Here is an 18,893-nt window from a genome sequence, read left to right as displayed (position 1 = left end):
GCGTCTTGCCGCGGCACGCACGGAGAGCATCTGATGCAGCGAATTACGATCACGATCGAGGATGATCTGCTGGCGGAGATCGACGCGGCGGCGGAAGCACGCGGCTACCAGAACCGCAGCGAGATCATCCGCGATCTCGCCCGCGCCGGCCTGCAACAGAGCACCGAGGACACCGCGCAGACCGGTCGCTGCGTCGCCGGCCTCGTCTATGTCTACGACCACGCCGCGCGCGATCTCTCGAAACGGCTAGTGCAGGAATTCCACGGCCATCACGACCTCGCACTGGCGACCCTGCACGTTCATCTCGACGACAACAATTGCATGGAGATGACGGCGCTGCGCGGCGCGGCCTCCGAGGTCAAGCATTTCGCCGACCACATCATCGCCGAACGCGGCGTGCGCTACGGCCGCGTGGTGATGATTCCGACCGGCGAGGGCAAGCACGTGAAGGCGCGGAAGCACGGTCACCGGCACGAGTAGCTGACATCCAGCTGCGCAGGCGGTGCGTGCCCCTTGTAGATGAGGGGTCTCCATCCGCTAGCTCAAAATCGTAGGGTGGGCAAAGGCGCATTTGCGCCGTGCCCACCATCGATCCAACACCGAAACAAAAGCGGTGGGCACGCTTCGCTTTGCCCACCCTACGATACTGCGTCCGGGGACACACGAGACTCTTAATCCGCAGACCTCAGCCGCCCGCCCTTGCCGAAGCTGCCTTGCATGTCTACCTCTCGCGGGTAGCTTACCGCAGAGGGTGCCCGATGCTGGATGCCGCCGTGAAGGCGTTGTCGCAAATGATCTCGCCGCCGATGCGCTCGATCCTGTGGCGATCGATCGGGCTAGCGCTGGTGCTGATCACCGTGCTGGCGATCGGCCTGCAACGGCTTCTCAGCTGGTTTGCGACCTCTGGCGAGGTCTGGCTGGAGGGCCTGCTCGGGCCGGGCTGGCACGCCTCGATCGAGGTCCTCTCGTGGATCGTCTCGATCGCGGCCGGCCTCGGCGTCGTGTTCGGCGGCATTTTCCTGATGCCCGCGATCACCTCGCTGGTGGCGAGCCTGTTCGTCGACGACGTCGCCGACATCGTCGAGCGTGAGCATTATCCCGCCGAGCGGCCCGGCGTCGCGCTGCCGTTCAGCCAGGCAATCCTCGAGGGCGTCAAGACCGCATTGCTGACGATCCTGGTCTACCTCGTCGCTCTGCCGCTGGTGTTGTTCGCCGGTGCCGGCTTCCTGATCTTCTTCATCGCCGCCGCCTGGCTGCTCGGCCGGGAATATTTCGAGCTCGCGGCCATGCGCTTCCGCCCGCCGGAGGAAGCCAAGGCGATGCGGCGCGACAACGCCGCGACCATCTTCACCGCCGGCCTGTTCATCGCCGCCTTCGTCTCGATTCCGATCGTGAATCTGGCGACGCCGATCTTCGGCATGGCCTTCATGGTCCACATGCACAAGCGGCTATCCGGCTCGCGGCCCGAGCTGATCGAGCCGGCGCGACAGATGCGGTGACGCGCCTGACGCGGCACTGTCTCAGACTGTCTTCTCCGGCCACCGGCAGAGATCGTTGATCAGGCAGACCTCGCAGCGCGGCTTGCGCGCGAGGCAAGTATAGCGGCCGTGCAGGATCAGCCAGTGATGGGCGTGCCGCATGAACTCGGCCGGGATCACCTTTTCGAGACCGAGCTCGACCTCGAGCGGTGTCTTGCCCGGCGCAAGCCCGGTGCGATTGCCAACGCGGAAGACATGCGTGTCGACCGCCATCGTGTGCTCGCCAAAGGCCATGTTGAGCACGACGTTCGCAGTCTTGCGTCCGGCGCCGGGCAGCGACTCGATCCCGGCGCGCGTGCGCGGCACCTCGCCGCCGAACTCGCTGAGCACTTTTGCCGATAGCGCAATGACGTTCTTCGCCTTGGTGCGATAGAGGCCGATGCTCTTGATGTACTCGCGCAGGCGCTCCTCGCCGAGATCGAGCATCTTCTGCGGGGTGTCGGCCACCTCGAACAACGCGCGCGTCGCCTTGTTGACGCCGGCGTCGGTCGCCTGCGCCGACAGCACCACGGCGACCAGCAGCGTGAACGGATTGATGTGCTCAAGCTCGCCCTTCGGCTCCGGATTGGCCTTGCGGAAACGGCTGAAGGCCTCGTGAATTTCGGCGGGCGTCCAGGGTTTTGTGGCTTTGCGCGACTTTTTCGCGGGCGGTTTCGGCTTCGCCGCGGCCGGTTTTGCCTTCTTCTTCGGCACGGCCGCTTTGCGCGGAGCCGGCTTGCGGGTGATTTTCGCCATGATCGGGATATACTGAGGGACGATGAGCACAGGCAACGAAATTGAGCGCAAGGGCTCTGAAGATCAGCGCGAAGTGCAGATCTTCTCCGCGCTGCTGACGCCACACCGCTCGCTGAACCGCACCGGCTTCCTCGCCGTGATGCTGTTCCTGAGCGTCGTCAGCTTCGTCACGGGCCTCGCCTTCCTGATGATGGGGGCCTGGCCGGTATTGGGCTTCTTCGGGCTCGACGTTCTCGTGATCTGGTGGGCCTTCAAGGCCAATTTCCGCGCCGCACGGGCCAGCGAGGAGATCGTGGTCACCCTTTCCGAATTGCGCGTGCGCCGCATCAGTGATCGCGGCCAGGTCGCCGAATGGACGTTCAATCCGCTCTGGGTCCGGCTCGACATGGAAATCGACGAGGACTTTGGCATCGAGCATCTCTATCTGATTTCGCGCGGCCATCAGATCCAGATCGCCCGCTTCCTGGGACCTGACGAAAAAGCGAGCTTTTACAAAGGCTTGATAGAGGCGTTGAACGCCGCCAAGCACGGCCCGACCTACAATCCCATCGCCTGATTCCAGATCAGAAATCGGGTGGTTTCGCACCCTTCCCTCTCCTACATTTCCGGTCATGATGACACTCGCCATACATGATCAGCGCCTGGCCAAGCCGGGCCCCCAGAACGCCGCGCTGCGCGACTATGATTCCGTGCGCCGGGCGATCGCGTTCATCTCGGAAAACTGGCGCGCGCAACCGACCATCGAGGCGATGGCGGATGCGGCCGGCGTCACGCCCGATGAGTTGCACCATCTGTTCCGCCGCTGGGCCTCGATCACACCGAAGGCTTTCATGCAGGCGCTCACCCTCGACCACGCCAAGGGGCTGCTCAGGGACTCCGCGAGCATCCTCGATGCGGCGCTCGACTCCGGTCTATCGGGCCCCGGCCGGCTGCACGATCTCTTCGTCACCCATGAAGCGATGTCGCCGGGCGAATGGAAGAACGGCGGCGCCGGATTGACGCTGCGCTACGGCTTCCATCCCTCGCCGTTCGGCACCGCGATCGTGATCGCGACCGACCGCGGCCTATCGGGCCTCGCCTTCGCCGATCACGGTGAGGAGAAGGTTGCGCTCGCCGACATGACGCGGCGCTGGCCGAACGCGACCTATGTGGAAGACCACGACGGCACCGCGCCACTGGCGCAGCGCATCTTCGACCCCAAGCTGTGGCGGCCCGACCAGCCGCTGCGCGTGATCCTGATCGGCACCGATTTCGAGGTGCGGGTATGGGAGACGCTGCTGAAGATCCCGATGGGCCGCGCGGTGTCCTATTCCGACATCGCCTGCAACATCAACAGCCCGAAGGCCTCGCGCGCCGTCGGCGCTGCGGTCGGCAAGAACCCGGTCTCGTTTGTGGTGCCCTGCCACCGCGCTCTCGGCAAGAGCGGCACGCTCACCGGCTATCATTGGGGCATCACCCGCAAGCAGGCGATGCTGGGCTGGGAAGCTGGGCGGCTGGGGATGCAGTGATAGTCGTCCCGGCGAAGGCCGGGACCCATACCGCGTGATCTACCGACAGCAAACGGTATCAGTCCCGCGCGAAGACTCGAAAACGACGAGCCTTCGCCAAATTCGATTCGGTGGTTATGGGTCCCGGCCTTCGCCGGGACGACACTGATTGTTTGGCTCGCTTTGCCGCGTCTCGCGGAGATTAGTTCAGCCCGCCAGGTCCAGCTTCGAGGCCACGGTCGAATCCGCATTGAGCCGATAGATGATCGGCACACCGGTGGCGAGCTCGCGTTTCAAGATGCCTTCGGGCGAGAGCTTCTCCAGCACCATGATGAGCGCGCGCAAGGAGTTGCCGTGGGCGGCGACCAGTGTGCGCTTGCCGTTGAGCACGCCGGGCAGGATCTCCTGCACGTAGTACGGCAGCGCCCGTGCCAGCGTGTCCTTCAGGCTTTCGCCCCCGGGCGGCGGCACGTCGTAAGAGCGGCGCCAGACATGCACCTGCTCCTCGCCCCACTTCTTGCGGGCATCGTCCTTGTTGAGGCCGGAGAGATCGCCATAGTCGCGCTCGTTCAGCGCGAGGTTCTTCGAGGTCGGCAGGCCTTCCTGCCCGAGCTCGCCGAGGATGAGGTCGAGCGTGTGCTGCGCGCGCGTCAGCACCGAGGTGAAGGCGACGTCGAACACCAGCTCCTTCGCCTTCAGCTTGCGGCCCGCTTCCTTGGCTTCGGCGACGCCCTGCTCGGTGAGATCAGGATCCTTCCACCCCGTGAACAGGTTCTTCAGATTCCATTCGCTCTGGCCGTGGCGCACGAGCACGAGAAGACGTTCGCTCATTGACTGCTTTCCATCTAGTTTATTGTTTTGAGCATGACCTTGTCGGAAAACCGCTTCGCACTTTTCCGGATCATGCTCTTGTTCAGATGTCGGACAGGCCGAGCACGTCGGCCATGGAGTAATGCCCCGGCGCTTTGCCGTGCGCCCACAGCGCCGCCTTGAGCGCGCCATGGGCGAACAGCATGCGGTCCTCGGCGTGATGCGACAGGGTCAGGCGTTCGAACTGGCCGAGGAAGCTGACACTGTGATCGCCGGCCACGGTGCCGCCGCGCAAGGAGGCAAAGCCGATGTCGCCGGGCCGGCGTGCGCCGGTGATGCCGTCGCGGCCGCGCGCGGCGTGTTCGTCGAGCGGGATGCCGCGCCCGCTAGCTGCCGCCTGGCCCAGCATCAGCGCGGTGCCCGAGGGCGCGTCGACCTTCATGCGATGATGGGTCTCGACGATCTCGATGTCAAAACTCTGGTCCAGCGCCTTGGCGACGCGCTTGACCACGGCGGCAAGCAGGTTGACGCCCAGACTCATATTGCCGGATTGCACCACGACGGCGCGGTTGGTCACGCTCTTGATCACGGCGTTGTCGGAGGCCGACAGCCCGGTGGTGCCGATGACATGGACAAGGCCGCGCTGGGCGGCGATCGCGACATTGGCGATGGTCGCCGCCGGCACGGTGAAATCGAGGATGCCATCAGCATCCTTGGACATCGCCCAGAGATCGGCGGAGAGCGTGATGCCGTTGGCCGGCAGGCCTGCGAGCACGCCGGCATCCTTGCCGAGCAAGTCCGAGCCCGGCGCCTCCAGCGCGCCGGCCAGCACCGCGCCTTTGCTCTCGGCAATCGCCCGCGTCAGCGCGCGGCCCATCCGGCCGCCAGCCCCAGCAACAATCAAGCGCATGTCGGACATGGTGTGATCCTCTCTAGGGCCGTTGTAGCGGGGGGAGGCAGTTCCGGCAACCGAGGGGGATGAGCACCATCGTCATTCCGGTTCGATGCGCAGCATCGAACCCGGAATCTCGAGATTCCCCGGTGCGCAATTGCGCACCTGAGGTCTGGTCCTTCGGACCATCCCGGAATGACAGCGTGCCTCAGCCGTCCGACGGCTGCGGGCCGTCATAGCCCTCGATGATGATGAGCTCGGCGATGGAGTGCGGCTGGCGCACCTTGATGTTGGCCTGGTATTCCGGCGAGTTGTAGCAGGCGAGCGCGGTCTCGTAGTCCGGGAATTCGATCACGACGTTGCGGTTGCGGCTGGCGCCTTCGACGGTGGTGAACTTGCCGGCGCGAACGACGAAACGACCACCCCATTTCTTGAAGATCGGACCGTTGGCGACGGCATAGGGCTTGTAGCCCTCGTCATTGCTCACGTCGACGCGCCCGATCCAGTAGCCTTTTGCCATTGTTCTTCTCTCCCTGGTTGTTGCTCAGCCGAGCGCTTGCGCGATCTCGGCCTGGATGGCGTCGGCCGCCGCCCTGGGGTCGGCGGCTTCGAGGATCGGACGTCCGACGACGAGATAATCGGCACCTGCGGCGATCGCACGACCCGGCGTCATGATCCGCTTCTGGTCGCCACTCGGCGCGCCCGCGGGGCGGATGCCGGGCGTGACGAGGCTCATCTGGTGACCGACGATCTTTCGCAGCGCGCCCACTTCCTCGGGCGAGGACACGAGACCATCGACACCGAGCACCTGCGCCTGTTGGGCGCGGGCCTCGACCAGCTCGGAGACGCCGAGCCGATATCCGGCCGCGTGCAGATCGTCGTCGTTGTAGGAGGTCAGCACGGTGACCGCGAGAATCTTCAAGCCCGAGCCGCCACGTCCCTCGACGGCCGCCTTCATGGTCTGCGGATAAGCGTGGACGGTGAGGAAAGTCGCCCCCAGCTTGGCGACACTCTCGACGCCGCGCATCACGGTGTTGCCGATGTCGTGCATCTTGAGATCGGCAAACACCTTCTTGCCCGTGTCGGCAAGCTTGCCGATCAGCGGGAGGCCGCCGGCATAGGCGAGCTGATAGCCGATCTTGTAGAAGGTGACGCTGTCGCCGAGCTTTGCGACCATCGCCTCGGCGGCCTCCGGGCTCGACAGGTCGAGCGGAACGATCAGGCGGTCTTTCGGGGCGATCTCGGCTGGCGTCATGTCACCTCACATCATGCGTTGGGAAACGTCGATCAACTGCCGCACCAGCGCCTTCAACGCGGCGATATCGCCCTCGTTCTTCAGCCTGTCCATATCGTCATAGGCCTGATCGGCAAAGGCAAGCGTGAGCTGGCTGGCAATCACATTGGCGTGGCAGGAGGTCAGGATCAGCCGCAGCGCCTGCAGCGCACGGGCCGCGCCCAGCCGGCTCTGCGAGGCGCCGGCGAGCGCGAAGACGCGGTTGCGGAACACGTCGCCGCGCGCCTCGTGCAGATCGTGCACGAGGCTGACCCAGTCGATCGCGTTCTTCAGTAGCGGCGGCACCGATGCATTGTATTCGGGCGTGACGATCAGCACGCCGTGATGGGCGCCGATCATGCGCTTGAGATTGATAGCGTGCTTGGGCACGCCGGATTTGGCCTGGAGGTCGCCGTCATAGATCGGCAGCGGAAAATCAGCGAGCGAGATGCGGGTGACGTCGACGCCGGTCTGGGCGAATTCATAGGCTGCGAGCGCCGCCAGCTTCGCATTATGCGAGCCGGTGCGCAGCGAGCCGGGAATGACCAGGATCTTGGGAGCTGACATCCAATCCAATGCGTTCGGCGAAACGAGCCCGCCGCGCAAAAAAGGAGCCGGCGGAATTAGTCCTTGCGATACACCCAGACGCGGGCCGGCGGAAGGTTCATCCAGATCCGTTCCGAGGCCTCTGTGGACACGCCGGGCAACGATTTCGGGATCGGCGGCACCACCGCATAGGTGAACTGGATGAACGGCGCACCAGGCGCCAGCGCCGTGAAGGCATCGCGGATGAGCCGCAGCCGCGTCAGCATCGGTTTTGTGACGAGCGGCAGGCCGGAGACGACCGCGGAGGCCGGCGCGCTCAAGACGTTCCAGAGCGTGTCGCGCAGGCGATAGGCATCACCCTGCACCACCTTGGCTTGCGGGTAGCGGTCGCGCAGCAGGGCGCAGAAGCCGGGATTGTATTCGACAAGGACGAGACGCTTCTGGTCGATGCCGCGCTCGATCAGAGCCGAGGTGATGGCGCCGGTGCCGGGCCCGAGCTCGACCACCGGAGCGTCGGAATCGATATCGACGTAATGGGCCATGGTCCGGGCCAGCAGCTTGCCCGACGGCATCACCGCGCCCATGTGCAGCGGCTTTTCGATCCAAGATCTGAGAAAGCGCACCTCGTCATCAAGACGAGGCTTCTTCAACGCACGCGCGGACGATGGCAATGGCATGTCAGGACCGGACGGGACCGCAGGACGCGGCGTGTCAGAAAATGGTCATAAAGACGTATAGGCCGAAGGCGGCACGGTCAAGACACGTCAACTCGCCCGGTTGCCGAAGAAATCCTTGACCTTGGCGAAGAATCCCTCGGATTCCGGCTGGGTGTTGCCGGAGGAGAGCTTTTCGAACTCGGCCAGCAATTCCTGCTGTTTCTTGGTCAGGTTCTGCGGGGTCTCGACCACGACCTGGACATACATGTCGCCCATCTGGCGCGAGCGCAGCACCGGCATGCCCTTTGATGCAATGCGGAACCGGCGGCCCGACTGGGTTCCGGCGGGCACCTTCACCTTGGCCTTGCTCTTCTCGATCGTCGGCACCTCGAATTCGCCGCCAAGGGCGGCCGTCACCATCGAGATCGGCACACGGCAATGCAGATCGGCGCCGTCGCGCTGGAAGAACTGATGCTGGGCCAGCGACAGGAAGATGTAGAGGTCGCCGGGCGGGCCGCCACGGACCCCGGCCTCGCCCTCGCCGGCGAGCCTGATCCTCGTGCCGTCCTCGACCCCTTGCGGAATGTTGACTGACAGCGTGCGCTCGCGGGTGACCCGGCCTTGGCCCGAGCAGGACGGGCACGCATCCTCGATCATCTGGCCGCGGCCCTGACAGCCGGGACAGGTGCGCTCGAGCGTGAAGAAGCCCTGCGACTGCCGCACGCGGCCGGCGCCGCCGCAGGTCGAGCAGGTCTTCGGCTTGGTACCGGCCTTGGCGCCGATGCCCGAGCAGGCCTCGCAGGTGACCGAGACCGGAATCTCGATCTGCGCGGTCTTGCCGCCAAAGGCTTCCTCGAGCGTGATCTCCATGTTGTAGCGCAGGTCGGCGCCACGCTCGCGGCCGCCGCGGCTGCGCTGTCCGGCCATGCCGAAAAGGTCTTCGAAAATGTCGGAGAAGGAGGAGGCGAAGCCCGCGCCGAAACCGGCACCGCCGCCGCCAAAGCCGCCGCCCTGCTCGAACGCAGCATGGCCGTACCGGTCGTAGGCGGCGCGCTTGTCCTTGTCCTTGAGGATCTCGTAGGCCTCGTTGATTTCCTTGAACTTGACCTCGCTGGTTTCATCCCCGGGATTGCGATCGGGATGGAATTTCATTGCCAACTTGCGGAACGACGATTTCAGTTTGGATTCGTCGGCGTCGCGTTCGACTTCGAGGGTCTCGTAGTAGCAGCGCTTGGTGGACGTGGACATGTCGGACTCGGTCTATCCAATCGCGAATCAAGTCGGGGCGAAACGATGCTGCTGCGCGACGACATAGGCAGCCTTGATATAGGCGGCCTTGCGCGTCGCGGCAGAGGGCAGCGTAGCAACATTGAGCATAACGGCTGGGAATTGATTGATCGTAACAGGCGTCTTGCCCGCCCGTCCCGACACGATGGCCTCCCCCGCGAGGGAGGAGGCCTTTAGCGCGTCTGGGGTCCAAGCCGTCCGCATCGTCACCCTCTTGGGGTTTAAGCGGACTTCTTGTTGTTCTTGTCGTCGTCGACCTCGGTGAATTCCGCGTCGACGACGTCGTCCTTGGCCGCATCCTTCTTGGCGTCGGCCTCGGCCTGCTGCTTGTACATGGCCTCGCCGAGCTTCATCGACGCCTGGGCCAGCGTCTGGGTCTTGGCCTTGATCGCCTCGGCATCGTCGCCCTTCAGCGCTTCCTTGAGGTCGCTGACGGCATCCTCGATGGCGCGACGCTCGCTCTCGGCGACCTTCGAACCGTGCTCGGCCAGTGCCTTCTCGGTCGAATGCACCAGACCATCCGCCTCGTTCTTGGCGGTCACGGCCTCGCGGCGCTTCTTGTCCGCCTCGGCATTGGCCTCGGCGTCCTTGACCATCTTCTCGATGTCGGCTTCGGACAGGCCGCCCGAGGCCTGGATGCGGATCTGCTGTTCCTTGCCGGTGGCCTTGTCCTTGGCCGAGACGTTGACGATACCGTTGGCGTCGATGTCGAAGGTCACCTCGATCTGCGGCATGCCGCGCGGGGCCGGCGGAATGCCCATCAGGTCGAACTGGCCGAGCATCTTGTTGTCGGCCGCCATTTCACGCTCGCCCTGGAAGACGCGGATGGTAACCGCGTTCTGGTTGTCCTCGGCGGTCGAGAACACCTGGCTCTTCTTGGTCGGGATCGTGGTGTTGCGGTCGATGATACGGGTGAACACGCCGCCCAGCGTCTCGATGCCCAGCGACAGCGGGGTCACGTCGAGCAGCAGCACGTCCTTGACATCGCCCTGGAGCACGCCGGCCTGGATCGCGGCACCGATCGCCACGACTTCGTCCGGGTTGACGCCCTTGTGCGGCTCCTTGCCGAACAGCTGCTTCACGACTTCCTGGACCTTCGGCATGCGCGACATGCCGCCGACCAGAACGACTTCGCCGATCTCGCCGGCGGTGACACCGGCGTCCTTCAGCGCCTTGCGGCAGGGCTCGACCGTTTTCTGAATGAGGTCGTCGACCAGCGCCTCGAACTTGGCGCGGGTGAGCTTCATCGTCAGATGCTTCGGCCCGGTCTGGTCCGCGGTGATGAAGGGCAGGTTGATCTCGGTCTGGGTCGTCGAGGACAGCTCGATCTTGGCCTTTTCAGCGGCTTCCTTCAGGCGCTGCAAAGCGAGCTTGTCGTTGCGCAGATTGATGCCCTGCTCCTTCTGGAACTCGTCGGCGAGATAGCCGACCAGGCGCATGTCGAAATCTTCGCCGCCGAGGAAGGTGTCGCCGTTGGTCGACTTCACCTCGAACACGCCGTCGCCGATTTCGAGAATGGAGATATCGAACGTGCCGCCGCCGAGGTCGTACACCGCGATGGTGCCGGCCTTGGTCTTGTCGAGGCCATAGGCAAGCGCGGCCGCGGTCGGCTCGTTGATGATGCGCAGCACTTCGAGGCCCGCGATCTTGCCGGCGTCCTTGGTCGCCTGGCGCTGGGCGTCGTTGAAGTAGGCGGGAACGGTGATGACAGCCTGCTCGACCTTTTGGCCGAGATGGGCTTCCGCGGTCTCCTTCATCTTCTGCAAGATGAACGCCGAGACCTGCGAGGGCGAGTAGGTCTGGCCGTCGGCCTCGACCCAGGCGTCGCCGTTGGAAGCCTTCACGATCTTGTACGGAACGAGCTTCTTGTCCTTCTCGACCATCGGGTCGTCGTAGCGGCGGCCAATGAGGCGCTTCACTGCGAAGAAGGTGCGCTCGGGATTGGTGACGGCCTGGCGCTTGGCCGGCTGGCCGACGAGGCGTTCACCGTCATCCGTGACGGCGACGATCGAAGGCGTCGTGCGCATGCCTTCGGAATTCTCGATGACTTTGGCGTTCTTGCCATCCATTACGGCGACGCACGAGTTCGTGGTGCCGAGGTCGATCCCAATGACCTTTCCCATGGTCCTGATACCCTTCTTTTTGCGGCAGGTTGGCTGGGCCCAGAAGGCACCCGACCGAAACCCCCTAAGATCAAACATCCGCGATATTGCGATGATTGAGGCTCATATAGGAGGGGGGGAGGGGCCCGCAAGGACCGAACGCAAGTTTCAGCCGCGAAAACATCGGGTTTTGGAAGATCATATCCGGGCTCAACCACCCTTGCGGGTGACGAATTATTAACAGGTTCAGGCCTCGGCAAGCCCCCGCTGTCGCAGTCCGCCCCACCCTGTTGCGGCAAGGCCAAACCCGCTAAAAGGCGGTCCGGCCGGCAGCCGCAGTACAGCTGCTCCGCGCGACAAAGCGGCCCAATGGCCGACCATCGAACGGCCTCAATGTGAACCAATCAGAGTGCCCATGAAGCTGATCCGCCCCCTCGCCGCGCTCGCCCTCCTCGTCGCTTCCGCGCTTCCGGCCCTTGCTGCCGATGCCGTTTATCCGCCTGGCCTGCGCCTCGGCATGGTGCCGCTGATCGGGCTGAGCACGGCCAAGACCTTTCCGGGCTTCGAGAGCGAGGACGGCAGCGTCAAGGTGCTGATCACCGAGTTGCCGCCGGCGGCCTATGGCGAGGTCGTGAGCGCCTTCAATTCCAATCCGGCCGGTGCGAACGGCGTCAAGCAGGACAAGATCGAGACCCCCGCGGGCCTTGCCTATTTCACCACCGAAAGCGGCAAGGCCGGCGATACCCCGGTGAGGCGCTATTCGATGATCGTGCCGGGCGCCGGCTTCTCCGGCTATGTCGCGGTGCAGATCCCGGAGAATGCGACCAAGATCTACACCGATGAAGCGGTGCGGCAGATGTTTGCGAGCGCTGTGACCCGCAAGCAGGTCTCGGCCGAAGAGCAGATCGCGCTGATGCCGTTCAAGATCACCGATCTCGCCGACTTCAAGGACATCCGCACGCTGGCGCCGGGCTCGAGCATCATCCTGGCCGACGGCGACGAGAGCACGGGCTATGAGTCGAAGCCGTTCATGATCCTCGGCCTGATCGGCGCCACGCCGCAGCAGGCCGACGACCGCGCCCGCTTTGCGCAGGAGGCGGCGCTCCAGATTCCGGGCGTGCGCGAGTCGCGCGTCACCATGTCCGAGCCGATCCGCATCAACGGCCAGCAGGGTTTCGAGACCCGGATCGACGGCGTCAGCGGCAAGAACAAGGTCCCGGTGACCGTGGTGCAGTGGATCCGCTTCTCGAGCGGCGGCGCCTCGCTGCGCATCATCGCCAGCGCCCCGCGCGACCAGTGGCAAGCCGCCTTCACCCGCTTCCGCGCCGTGCGCGACGGCATCCAGCCGAAGGGGTAGGCACGCTCGTCCAACAAACTCGGTGTCGTCCCGGCGAAGGCCGGGACCCATACGCCGCAGCAATAGTTTTGCGAAGACTTCGGAGTTACCAGCTCGTCCTACGACCATTCCCTGTGGTTATGGGTCCCGGCCTTCGCCGGGACGACGAGAAGATAGAGCCCAACCCCTCACCAAACCCGGCTGCATTTTCGGGCTTCTGTTCGTATGCGAACGGAACTAGGCTTTCCTCCCGTGGATCATCCTGGAGGGGAGACGAACGATGCTGGATCGGCGACACATGTTGGCGGCGCTTGCGACCACGGCGCTCGCGGGCCTCGCACCAACCGCGCTGTTTGCGGCCGCGTCAATCAAGCCGGACGAGGCCTCCGCGCTGCTCGTGATCGACGTGCAGAACTGCTTCCTGCCCGGCGGCAGCCTTGCGGTGAAGGAAGGCGAGCAGGTGGTGCCGGTCATCAACAAGATCGCGAAAGCGTTTGCGAACGTGGTGATGACGCAGGACTGGCACACGCCCGGCCATATCTCGTTCGCGTCGGTGCATTCCGGCAAGAAGCCGTTCGAGACCGTCGATCTTCCCTACGGCAAGCAGGTGCTGTGGCCGGACCATTGCGTGCAGGGCACCGACGGTGCCCTGCTGTCGAAGGACCTTGCGATCCCGCACGCCGAACTCATCATCCGCAAGGGTTTTCACAGGGACGTCGACAGCTACTCGGCCTTCCTCGAAGCCGACGGCAAGACCTCGACGGGCCTTGCCGGCTATCTGAAGGGCCGCAAGATCAAGCGCGTCTTCGTCGCTGGCCTCGCGACCGATTTCTGCGTCGCCTGGACCGCGCTCGATGCGCGCAAGGCGGGCTTCGAGGTCTATGTGGTGGAGGACGCCTGCCGCGGCATCGACACGCAGGGCTCGCTGGCAAAGGCCTGGGCCGATATGGCCAAGGCCGGCGTGAAGCGGATTCAGTCTGCGGATATCGCGGTGAGCGCGTAAGAGTTTCGCGCCGTCATTCCGGGACGGTCCGAAGGACCGGACCCGGAATCTCGAGATTCTCAGGTGCGCAAGAGCGCACCATAGTTCGATGCTTCGCTTCGCCGCGGAATGACGTCGAAGCGGTGAGACTCAATTCGCCGCGCCGCTCGACTCATTGTTGTTGGCCGCGGGCGCAGCCTTCGCGCCGCCCTTGGCGACACCGACCAGGGCGGGACGCAGCACGCGCTCGCCGATGGTGTAGCCGGCCTGCACGACCTGCACCACGGTGCCCGACGGCACCGACGCATCGGGCACCTCGAACATCGCCTGCTGGAAGTTCGGATCGAACTTCTGGCCCTGCGGATCGAACTTCTTCACGCCATGCTTTTCCAGCGCGTTGAGCAGCGAGCGCTCGGTGAGCTCGACGCCCTCGATCAGCGAGGTCAGGCCGGGATCGGCCGCGGCACGCGCCTCGGCCGGAACGGCGTCGAGCGCGCGCTGGAGGTTGTCGGCGATGTCGAGCACATCGCGGGCAAAGCCGGTGATGCCGTAGAGGCGGGCGTCGGCGACTTCCTTCGTGGTGCGCTTGCGCAAGTTCTCCATCTCGGCCAGCGTCCGCAGCATGCGGTCGCGCGCCTCCGCGGCTTCCTTCTGCAACGTTTCGACCGAACCGGGCTCGGGATCGTCGGGCATGATGTAGGGCTTCGACACCACGGGCTCGCCGGTCGGCGCGGTCGTGTCTTCGGGTTGCCGGTCTTGATCGGTCATCGGCTCTATTCTCGAACTCGTCTCAGGGGATTGTTGGCCCGGATATCGTGCCTAAGCTTACGAAAATCAAGCGCCTGTGATCGGAGGAAACGCCGGTCAGCCCCCCAAAAGGCGACTGACGATACGGGCGGCGTAGTCCACCGTCGGGATCACGCGGGCATAATTCAGCCGCGTCGGGCCGATCACGCCGAGAACGCCGACGATATGGCCGGCGGCATCCCGATAGGGCGAGATGATGGTGGAGGAACCCGACAGCGAGAACAGCTTGTTCTCGCTCCCGATGAAAATTCGCACGCCTTCGGCCGTCTCGGCCCGGCCGAGCAGGTCGATGACGCCGCGCTTGGTCTCGAGATCGTCGAACAACAGGCGCACCCGCTCCAGATCCTCCAGCGCGTGCAGATCCTCCAGCAGATTGGCGTGACCGCGGACGATGAGCTGGCGGTCCTCGTTCTCGCCGCCGGACCAGCTCGCGATGCCGGCCGAGATCACCTTCTGCGTCAGTTGATCGAGCTCGGCGCGGGCCTCGCCGAGTGCGGTCTCGAGCTCGAGCCGCGCCTCGGCGAGCGTGCGGCCGCGGATGCGTGCATTGAGGAAATTGCCGGCCTCGATCAGCGCCGAGGAGGGAACTCCGGGCGGCAGCGCCAGGACGCGGTTTTCGACCTGACCATCCTCACCGACCAGGATCACCAGCGCTTTCTCCGGTTCCAGGCGGACGAATTCGATGTGCTTGAGCCGCGCATTGGATTTTGGCGTCAGCACGACCGCGGCGGCACGGGTCAGGCCCGACAGCCGCATCAAGGCCTGGTCCAGCGCCGCCTCGACCGATTGCGCCTCGCCCACGGACGCGAGCTGGCTCTGGATGGACTGCCGTTCGGCCTCGTTGAGGTCGCCGACCTGCATCAAGGCGTCGACGAAGAAGCGCAGACCGAGTTCCGTCGGCAGCCGGCCGGCGGAGGTATGGGGCGCATAGATCAGGCCGAGCTGTTCCAGATCGGCCATGACGTTGCGCACGGAGGCCGGCGACAGCGGCATCGCGATCAGGCGCGAGATATTGCGCGAGCCCACCGGCTCGCCGGTCGCGAGATAGCTTTCGACAATTTGACGAAAGATGTCGCGGGAACGCTCGTTGAGCTGGGCGAGGCCTGCGCGCGGCGCGATCAGATGGATCGGATCGTGATGGGCCACAGACGGTAACTCCTCTCAGATACTGATAATTTGTCCATCCCGGGCGCTTCTGACAAGCGGGGCGTTTGCGGGCTCGACATCAGGGGTGAAAAAACCTTGCCGCCCACCCTCGCCCCTCCTACAAGCACCGCGAACAGCCTTTCCCGCGAGTTTTGGAGGATTTCCCATGCGGCCAAGCCGCCGTGCGCCCGACGAATTGCGCCCCGTGACGCTGGAGCGCGGCGTGGTCAAATATGCGGAAGGCTCGTGCCTAGTGAAATTCGGCGACACCCATGTGCTGGTCACCGCCACGCTGGAAGACCGCCTGCCGCCGTGGCTGAAGGGCCAGGGCCGCGGCTGGGTCACCGCCGAATACGGCATGCTGCCGCGCGCAACCTCCGAACGCACCCGCCGCGAGGCCTCCGCCGGCAAGCAGAGCGGCCGCACCGTCGAGATCCAGCGCCTGATCGGCCGCTCGCTTCGCACCATCGTCGACCTCGAAGCGCTCGGTGAGCGCCAGATCACGGTCGATTGCGACGTGCTCCAGGCCGACGGTGGCACCCGCACGGCCTCGATCACCGGCGCCTGGGTCGCGCTCGCCGATTGCATCAACTGGATGAAGGCGCGCAACATGATCAAGACCAACGTGCTGCGCGACAACGTCGCCGCGATCTCCTGCGGCATCTACAATGGCACGCCGGTGCTCGATCTCGACTACGCCGAGGATTCGGAGGCCGAGACCGACGCCAATTTCGTCATGACCGGCGACGGCCGCCTCATCGAGGTGCAGGGCACCGCGGAACGCGAGCCGTTCACCGAAACCGAGTTCCTGGCGTTGATGGCGCTGGCGCGCAAGGGCGTCGCGCGTCTGGTAGACTTGCAGAAACTGGCTGTGGCGTAGTCAATAGGCCATGCACCGCCGAATCACGGACAAGCTCGTCATCGCCACCCACAATCCCGGCAAGCTCGCCGAGATGCGGGAGCTGCTTGCGCCGTACGGCATCGAGGCGGTGTCGGCCGGTGAGCTCGGCCTGAGCGAGCCCGAAGAGACCGGCAACGATTTCCGCAGCAATGCCGCGATCAAGGCGATCGCGGCGGCGCGGGCGTCCAAGCTTGCCTCCTTCGCCGATGATTCCGGCATCGTCGTCGACGCGCTCGATGGCGCGCCCGGCATTTTCTCCGCGCGCTGGGCCGGGCCAAACAAAGATTTCGCAGTGGCGATGGCGCAGATCGAGCGCCTGCTCCAGGAGCGCGGCGCGACGGCGCCGGCGAAGCGCACCGCGCACTTCGTCTCCGCGCTCTGCGTCGCCTGGCCCGACGATCATCTCGAAGAGGTCGAGGCGCGGGTCGACGGCACGCTGGTCTGGCCGCCGCGCGGTACCGCCGGCTTCGGCTACGATCCGATGTTCCTGCCCGATGGCCACAGCCGCACCTTCGGCGAGATGGAGAGCATCGAGAAGCACGGCCTGCCGCCGCTCGGCCTCGGCCTGTCGCACCGCGCCCGCGCCTTCGTGAAACTGGCGGAGATCTGCCTTGAGCCGCGCTAAGGAAGCCTTCGGCGTCTACGTGCACTGGCCGTTCTGCCTGTCGAAATGCCCCTATTGCGACTTCAACAGCCATGTCCGCCACGCCGCGATCGACGAAGCGCGCTTCGCCTCGGCCTTCGCCCGCGAGATCGCCGCGACCGCCGAGCGCGCGCCCGGCCGCGAGGTCACCTCGATCTTTCTCGGCGGCGGCACGCCGTCGCTGATGCAGCCCGCAACCGTCGGCGCAGTGCTCGATGCGATCGGCAGGCACTGGCAAGTTGCTGACGATGTCGAGGTGACGCTGGAGGCAAACCCGACCAGCGTCGAGGCCACACGCTTCGCCGGCTATCGCGCCGCCGGCGTCAACCGCGTCTCGCTCGGCGTGCAGGCGCTTGATGATGCCGCGTTGAAGGCGCTCGGCCGCATGCACAGTGCGCGCGAGGCCCTCGATGCCGTCGCCATCGCGCGCCGCTCGTTCGACCGCTATTCGTTCGACCTGATCTACGCCCGTCCTGACCAGACCCCGGCGATGTGGGCCGAGGAGCTGCGTCTTGCGATCGATGAAGCGGCCGAGCATCTGTCGCTCTATCAATTGACGATTGAGGAAGGCACGCCGTTCTTCGGCCTGCACCAGGCCGGCAAATTGAAGACGCCGGACGAAGCCGTCGCGCGCGCACTCTACGACGTCACGCAGGAGACCTGCGACAAGCTCGGTCTGCCCGCCTACGAGATTTCAAATCACGCGCGGCGCGGCGCCGAGTGCCGGCACAATCTGGTCTATTGGCGCGGTGAGGAATATGCCGGCATCGGCCCCGGCGCGCATGGCCGGCTCGACATCGACGGCGTGCGCCATGCCACCGCCACCGAGAAGCGCCCCGAAGCCTGGCTGATGCGGGTCGAGACCAACGGCGACGGCGTAGTCACCGACGAGCTCCTCAACAGCGAGGAACGCGCCGACGAATTCTTGCTGATGGGATTGCGTCTCGCCGAGGGCATCGACCCCGAGCGTTACAAAGCACTCTCCGGCCGCCCGCTCGACCCCGGCCGCATCGCGCTGCTCCGCGAGGAAGGCGCGATCACGGTCGACGCGACGGGCCGGCTGCGCGTGACGAGCAGCGGTTTTCCGGTGCTGGATGCGGTGGTCGCGGATTTGGCGGCGTAGCGAGCTGCCGTAGGGTGGGCAAAGCGAAGCGTGCCCACCACTCTCATGCGATCTTGCGGGAGGATGGTGGGCACGGCGCGAAACGCGCCTTTGCCCACCCTACGGCATCACGCTACGCCCCAAAGCTCTTCGGCGAGCCCGCGACTGCAACGCCGCCACCCTGCGTCACCTTCATCACCGCGAGCCCGCGCTCGTTGGTGCCGTCGGGGCGGAAGCGAAACAGGCCGTCGATGCCGGCGAAGCCCGAGGGGTTGGTGAGCACATCAGGCGAGAAGCGCGTGGTACCTTGCGTGCGCGCGAGCGCGGCGACGAGGGCGACCGCATCATAGGCGAGCGTCGCGGTGCGTATCGGGTCGGCGCCGTATTTGGTGCGATAACGGCCGGAGAAGGCGCGGAAGCCGGCCGGGTCCGGCGCGGCATAGAGACCGCCTTGCAACGCAGCGCTGGCATAGACGCGCGGATTGTCCCACAGCCCGGTGCCGAGCAGCTGGATGTTACGCAAATTGGCGCCCGCCGCAGTCATCGCATCCGCGACTGAGACGACGGCATCGCCGTCATCGGCAATGAACAGCGCGTCCGCGCTGCCGAGCTGCTGCGCCACGGTCCGCGCCGGGGTGGCGCGATCGGCG

22 protein-coding genes are annotated in these 18,893 nt (G+C 65.2%); 9 read left to right on the top strand and 13 right to left on the bottom strand.

All coding sequences use genetic code 11. From position 1 onward, the window contains the following. Positions 1 to 33 precede the first annotated feature (33 nt). Complete coding sequence (nikR, locus tag CWO91_RS17815) at positions 34 to 480, top strand: nickel-responsive transcriptional regulator NikR (RefSeq protein ID WP_130214852.1); 447 nt, start codon at positions 34 to 36, stop codon at positions 478 to 480. Between the two features lie 278 nt (positions 481 to 758). Further along, a complete protein-coding gene (locus tag CWO91_RS17810) occupies positions 759 to 1,499 on the top strand; it encodes a sulfate transporter family protein (protein WP_130214850.1) in 741 nt (246 codons plus the stop codon). A 21-nt stretch (positions 1,500 to 1,520) separates the two neighbouring features. Here CWO91_RS17810 and nth read toward each other — a convergent pair whose 3' ends face one another. Next, entirely contained in the window at positions 1,521 to 2,273 is a 753-nt protein-coding gene (nth, locus tag CWO91_RS17805) for an endonuclease III (RefSeq protein WP_165405522.1), read from the bottom strand. Between the two features lie 22 nt (positions 2,274 to 2,295). On the opposite strand from nth, the gene CWO91_RS17800 reads away from it, so the two are divergent. Continuing rightward, positions 2,296 to 2,829, top strand: coding sequence for a DUF2244 domain-containing protein (locus CWO91_RS17800; RefSeq protein WP_130214848.1), 534 nt, complete (start codon positions 2,296 to 2,298; stop codon positions 2,827 to 2,829). A gap of 55 nt (positions 2,830 to 2,884) precedes the next feature. Then, positions 2,885 to 3,781, top strand: a complete 897-nt coding sequence (locus CWO91_RS17795; protein WP_130214846.1) for a methylated-DNA--[protein]-cysteine S-methyltransferase — start codon at positions 2,885 to 2,887, stop codon at positions 3,779 to 3,781. Positions 3,782 to 3,967: 186 nt separating this feature from the next. Here the strand turns inward: CWO91_RS17795 and CWO91_RS17790 are convergent, their stop codons facing one another. The 9 genes from CWO91_RS17790 to dnaK all read right to left on the bottom strand — a co-directional run bounded on the left by CWO91_RS17790 (position 3,968) and on the right by dnaK (position 11,347). Beyond that, a complete protein-coding gene (locus CWO91_RS17790; protein WP_130214844.1) occupies positions 3,968 to 4,591 on the bottom strand; it encodes a 2,3-bisphosphoglycerate-dependent phosphoglycerate mutase in 624 nt (207 codons plus the stop codon). 82 nt (positions 4,592 to 4,673) lie between these two features. Continuing rightward, entirely contained in the window at positions 4,674 to 5,489 is an 816-nt protein-coding gene (gene dapB / locus CWO91_RS17785; protein WP_128940751.1) for a 4-hydroxy-tetrahydrodipicolinate reductase, read from the bottom strand. 181 nt (positions 5,490 to 5,670) lie between these two features. Continuing rightward, the gene (locus tag CWO91_RS17775; RefSeq protein ID WP_091882479.1) at positions 5,671 to 5,982 is read right to left on the bottom strand and encodes a DUF1330 domain-containing protein; all 312 of its coding nucleotides are present in this window, start codon (positions 5,980 to 5,982) and stop codon (positions 5,671 to 5,673) included. A gap of 24 nt (positions 5,983 to 6,006) precedes the next feature. Continuing rightward, positions 6,007 to 6,717, bottom strand: coding sequence for an orotidine-5'-phosphate decarboxylase (gene pyrF, locus CWO91_RS17770; RefSeq protein ID WP_130214842.1), 711 nt, complete (start codon positions 6,715 to 6,717; stop codon positions 6,007 to 6,009). A 6-nt stretch (positions 6,718 to 6,723) separates the two neighbouring features. Next, positions 6,724 to 7,302: an NADPH-dependent FMN reductase gene (locus tag CWO91_RS17765; protein WP_130214840.1), complete on the bottom strand. Its 579-nt coding sequence runs from the start codon at positions 7,300 to 7,302 to the stop codon at positions 6,724 to 6,726. Positions 7,303 to 7,358: 56 nt separating this feature from the next. After that, positions 7,359 to 7,958 carry a class I SAM-dependent methyltransferase gene (locus CWO91_RS17760; RefSeq protein WP_091882486.1) on the bottom strand — a complete coding sequence of 200 codons (600 nt, stop codon included), beginning with the start codon at positions 7,956 to 7,958 and terminating at the stop codon, positions 7,359 to 7,361. An 87-nt stretch (positions 7,959 to 8,045) separates the two neighbouring features. Beyond that, positions 8,046 to 9,185, bottom strand: coding sequence for a molecular chaperone DnaJ (gene dnaJ / locus CWO91_RS17755; protein WP_130214838.1), 1,140 nt, complete (start codon positions 9,183 to 9,185; stop codon positions 8,046 to 8,048). 27 nt (positions 9,186 to 9,212) lie between these two features. Then, a complete protein-coding gene (locus CWO91_RS17750) occupies positions 9,213 to 9,368 on the bottom strand; it encodes a hypothetical protein (RefSeq protein ID WP_245471289.1) in 156 nt (51 codons plus the stop codon). A gap of 77 nt (positions 9,369 to 9,445) precedes the next feature. After that, a complete protein-coding gene (gene dnaK, locus CWO91_RS17745; RefSeq protein WP_036003245.1) occupies positions 9,446 to 11,347 on the bottom strand; it encodes a molecular chaperone DnaK in 1,902 nt (633 codons plus the stop codon). Positions 11,348 to 11,741: 394 nt separating this feature from the next. Here dnaK and CWO91_RS17740 point away from each other — a divergent pair, with 394 nt between their 5' ends. Both CWO91_RS17740 and pncA read left to right on the top strand, forming a co-directional pair. Next, entirely contained in the window at positions 11,742 to 12,683 is a 942-nt protein-coding gene (locus tag CWO91_RS17740; RefSeq protein ID WP_165405521.1) for a hypothetical protein, read from the top strand. Positions 12,684 to 12,942: 259 nt separating this feature from the next. Beyond that, positions 12,943 to 13,665, top strand: a complete 723-nt coding sequence (gene pncA, locus CWO91_RS17735) for a bifunctional nicotinamidase/pyrazinamidase (protein ID WP_130214832.1) — start codon at positions 12,943 to 12,945, stop codon at positions 13,663 to 13,665. 129 nt (positions 13,666 to 13,794) lie between these two features. Here the strand turns inward: pncA and grpE are convergent, their stop codons facing one another. Beyond that, the gene (grpE, locus tag CWO91_RS17730) at positions 13,795 to 14,412 is read right to left on the bottom strand and encodes a nucleotide exchange factor GrpE (RefSeq protein ID WP_130214830.1); all 618 of its coding nucleotides are present in this window, start codon (positions 14,410 to 14,412) and stop codon (positions 13,795 to 13,797) included. Positions 14,413 to 14,508: 96 nt separating this feature from the next. Further along, complete coding sequence (hrcA, locus tag CWO91_RS17725) at positions 14,509 to 15,597, bottom strand: heat-inducible transcriptional repressor HrcA (protein WP_130214828.1); 1,089 nt, start codon at positions 15,595 to 15,597, stop codon at positions 14,509 to 14,511. A gap of 166 nt (positions 15,598 to 15,763) precedes the next feature. Here hrcA and rph point away from each other — a divergent pair, with 166 nt between their 5' ends. The 3 genes from rph to hemW are packed head-to-tail and all read left to right on the top strand — an operon-like array spanning position 15,764 to position 18,264. Then, on the top strand, positions 15,764 to 16,477 hold the full coding sequence (gene rph / locus CWO91_RS17720; RefSeq protein WP_091882509.1) for a ribonuclease PH: 714 nt from the start codon (positions 15,764 to 15,766) through the stop codon (positions 16,475 to 16,477). Positions 16,478 to 16,487: 10 nt separating this feature from the next. Then, positions 16,488 to 17,123 carry an RdgB/HAM1 family non-canonical purine NTP pyrophosphatase gene (gene rdgB / locus CWO91_RS17715; protein WP_130214826.1) on the top strand — a complete coding sequence of 212 codons (636 nt, stop codon included), beginning with the start codon at positions 16,488 to 16,490 and terminating at the stop codon, positions 17,121 to 17,123. Continuing rightward, complete coding sequence (hemW, locus tag CWO91_RS17710) at positions 17,110 to 18,264, top strand: radical SAM family heme chaperone HemW (protein WP_130214824.1); 1,155 nt, start codon at positions 17,110 to 17,112, stop codon at positions 18,262 to 18,264. Before rdgB ends, hemW begins: the two co-directional genes overlap by 14 nt. Positions 18,265 to 18,376: 112 nt before the next feature. Here the strand turns inward: hemW and CWO91_RS17705 are convergent. Next, positions 18,377 to 18,893, bottom strand: a 517-nt coding sequence (locus CWO91_RS17705) for an ABC transporter substrate-binding protein (RefSeq protein ID WP_165405520.1), incomplete at its 5' end; no start/stop codon positions are given.

Origin of the sequence: Bradyrhizobium genosp. SA-3 (genome assembly GCF_004212635.1) — a bacterium.
In the GTDB taxonomy this organism is placed as follows: domain Bacteria; phylum Pseudomonadota; class Alphaproteobacteria; order Rhizobiales; family Xanthobacteraceae; genus Bradyrhizobium.
Note: the sequence above shows the minus strand (reverse complement) of the source record. Positions and strands in the feature narration are given on the sequence as shown.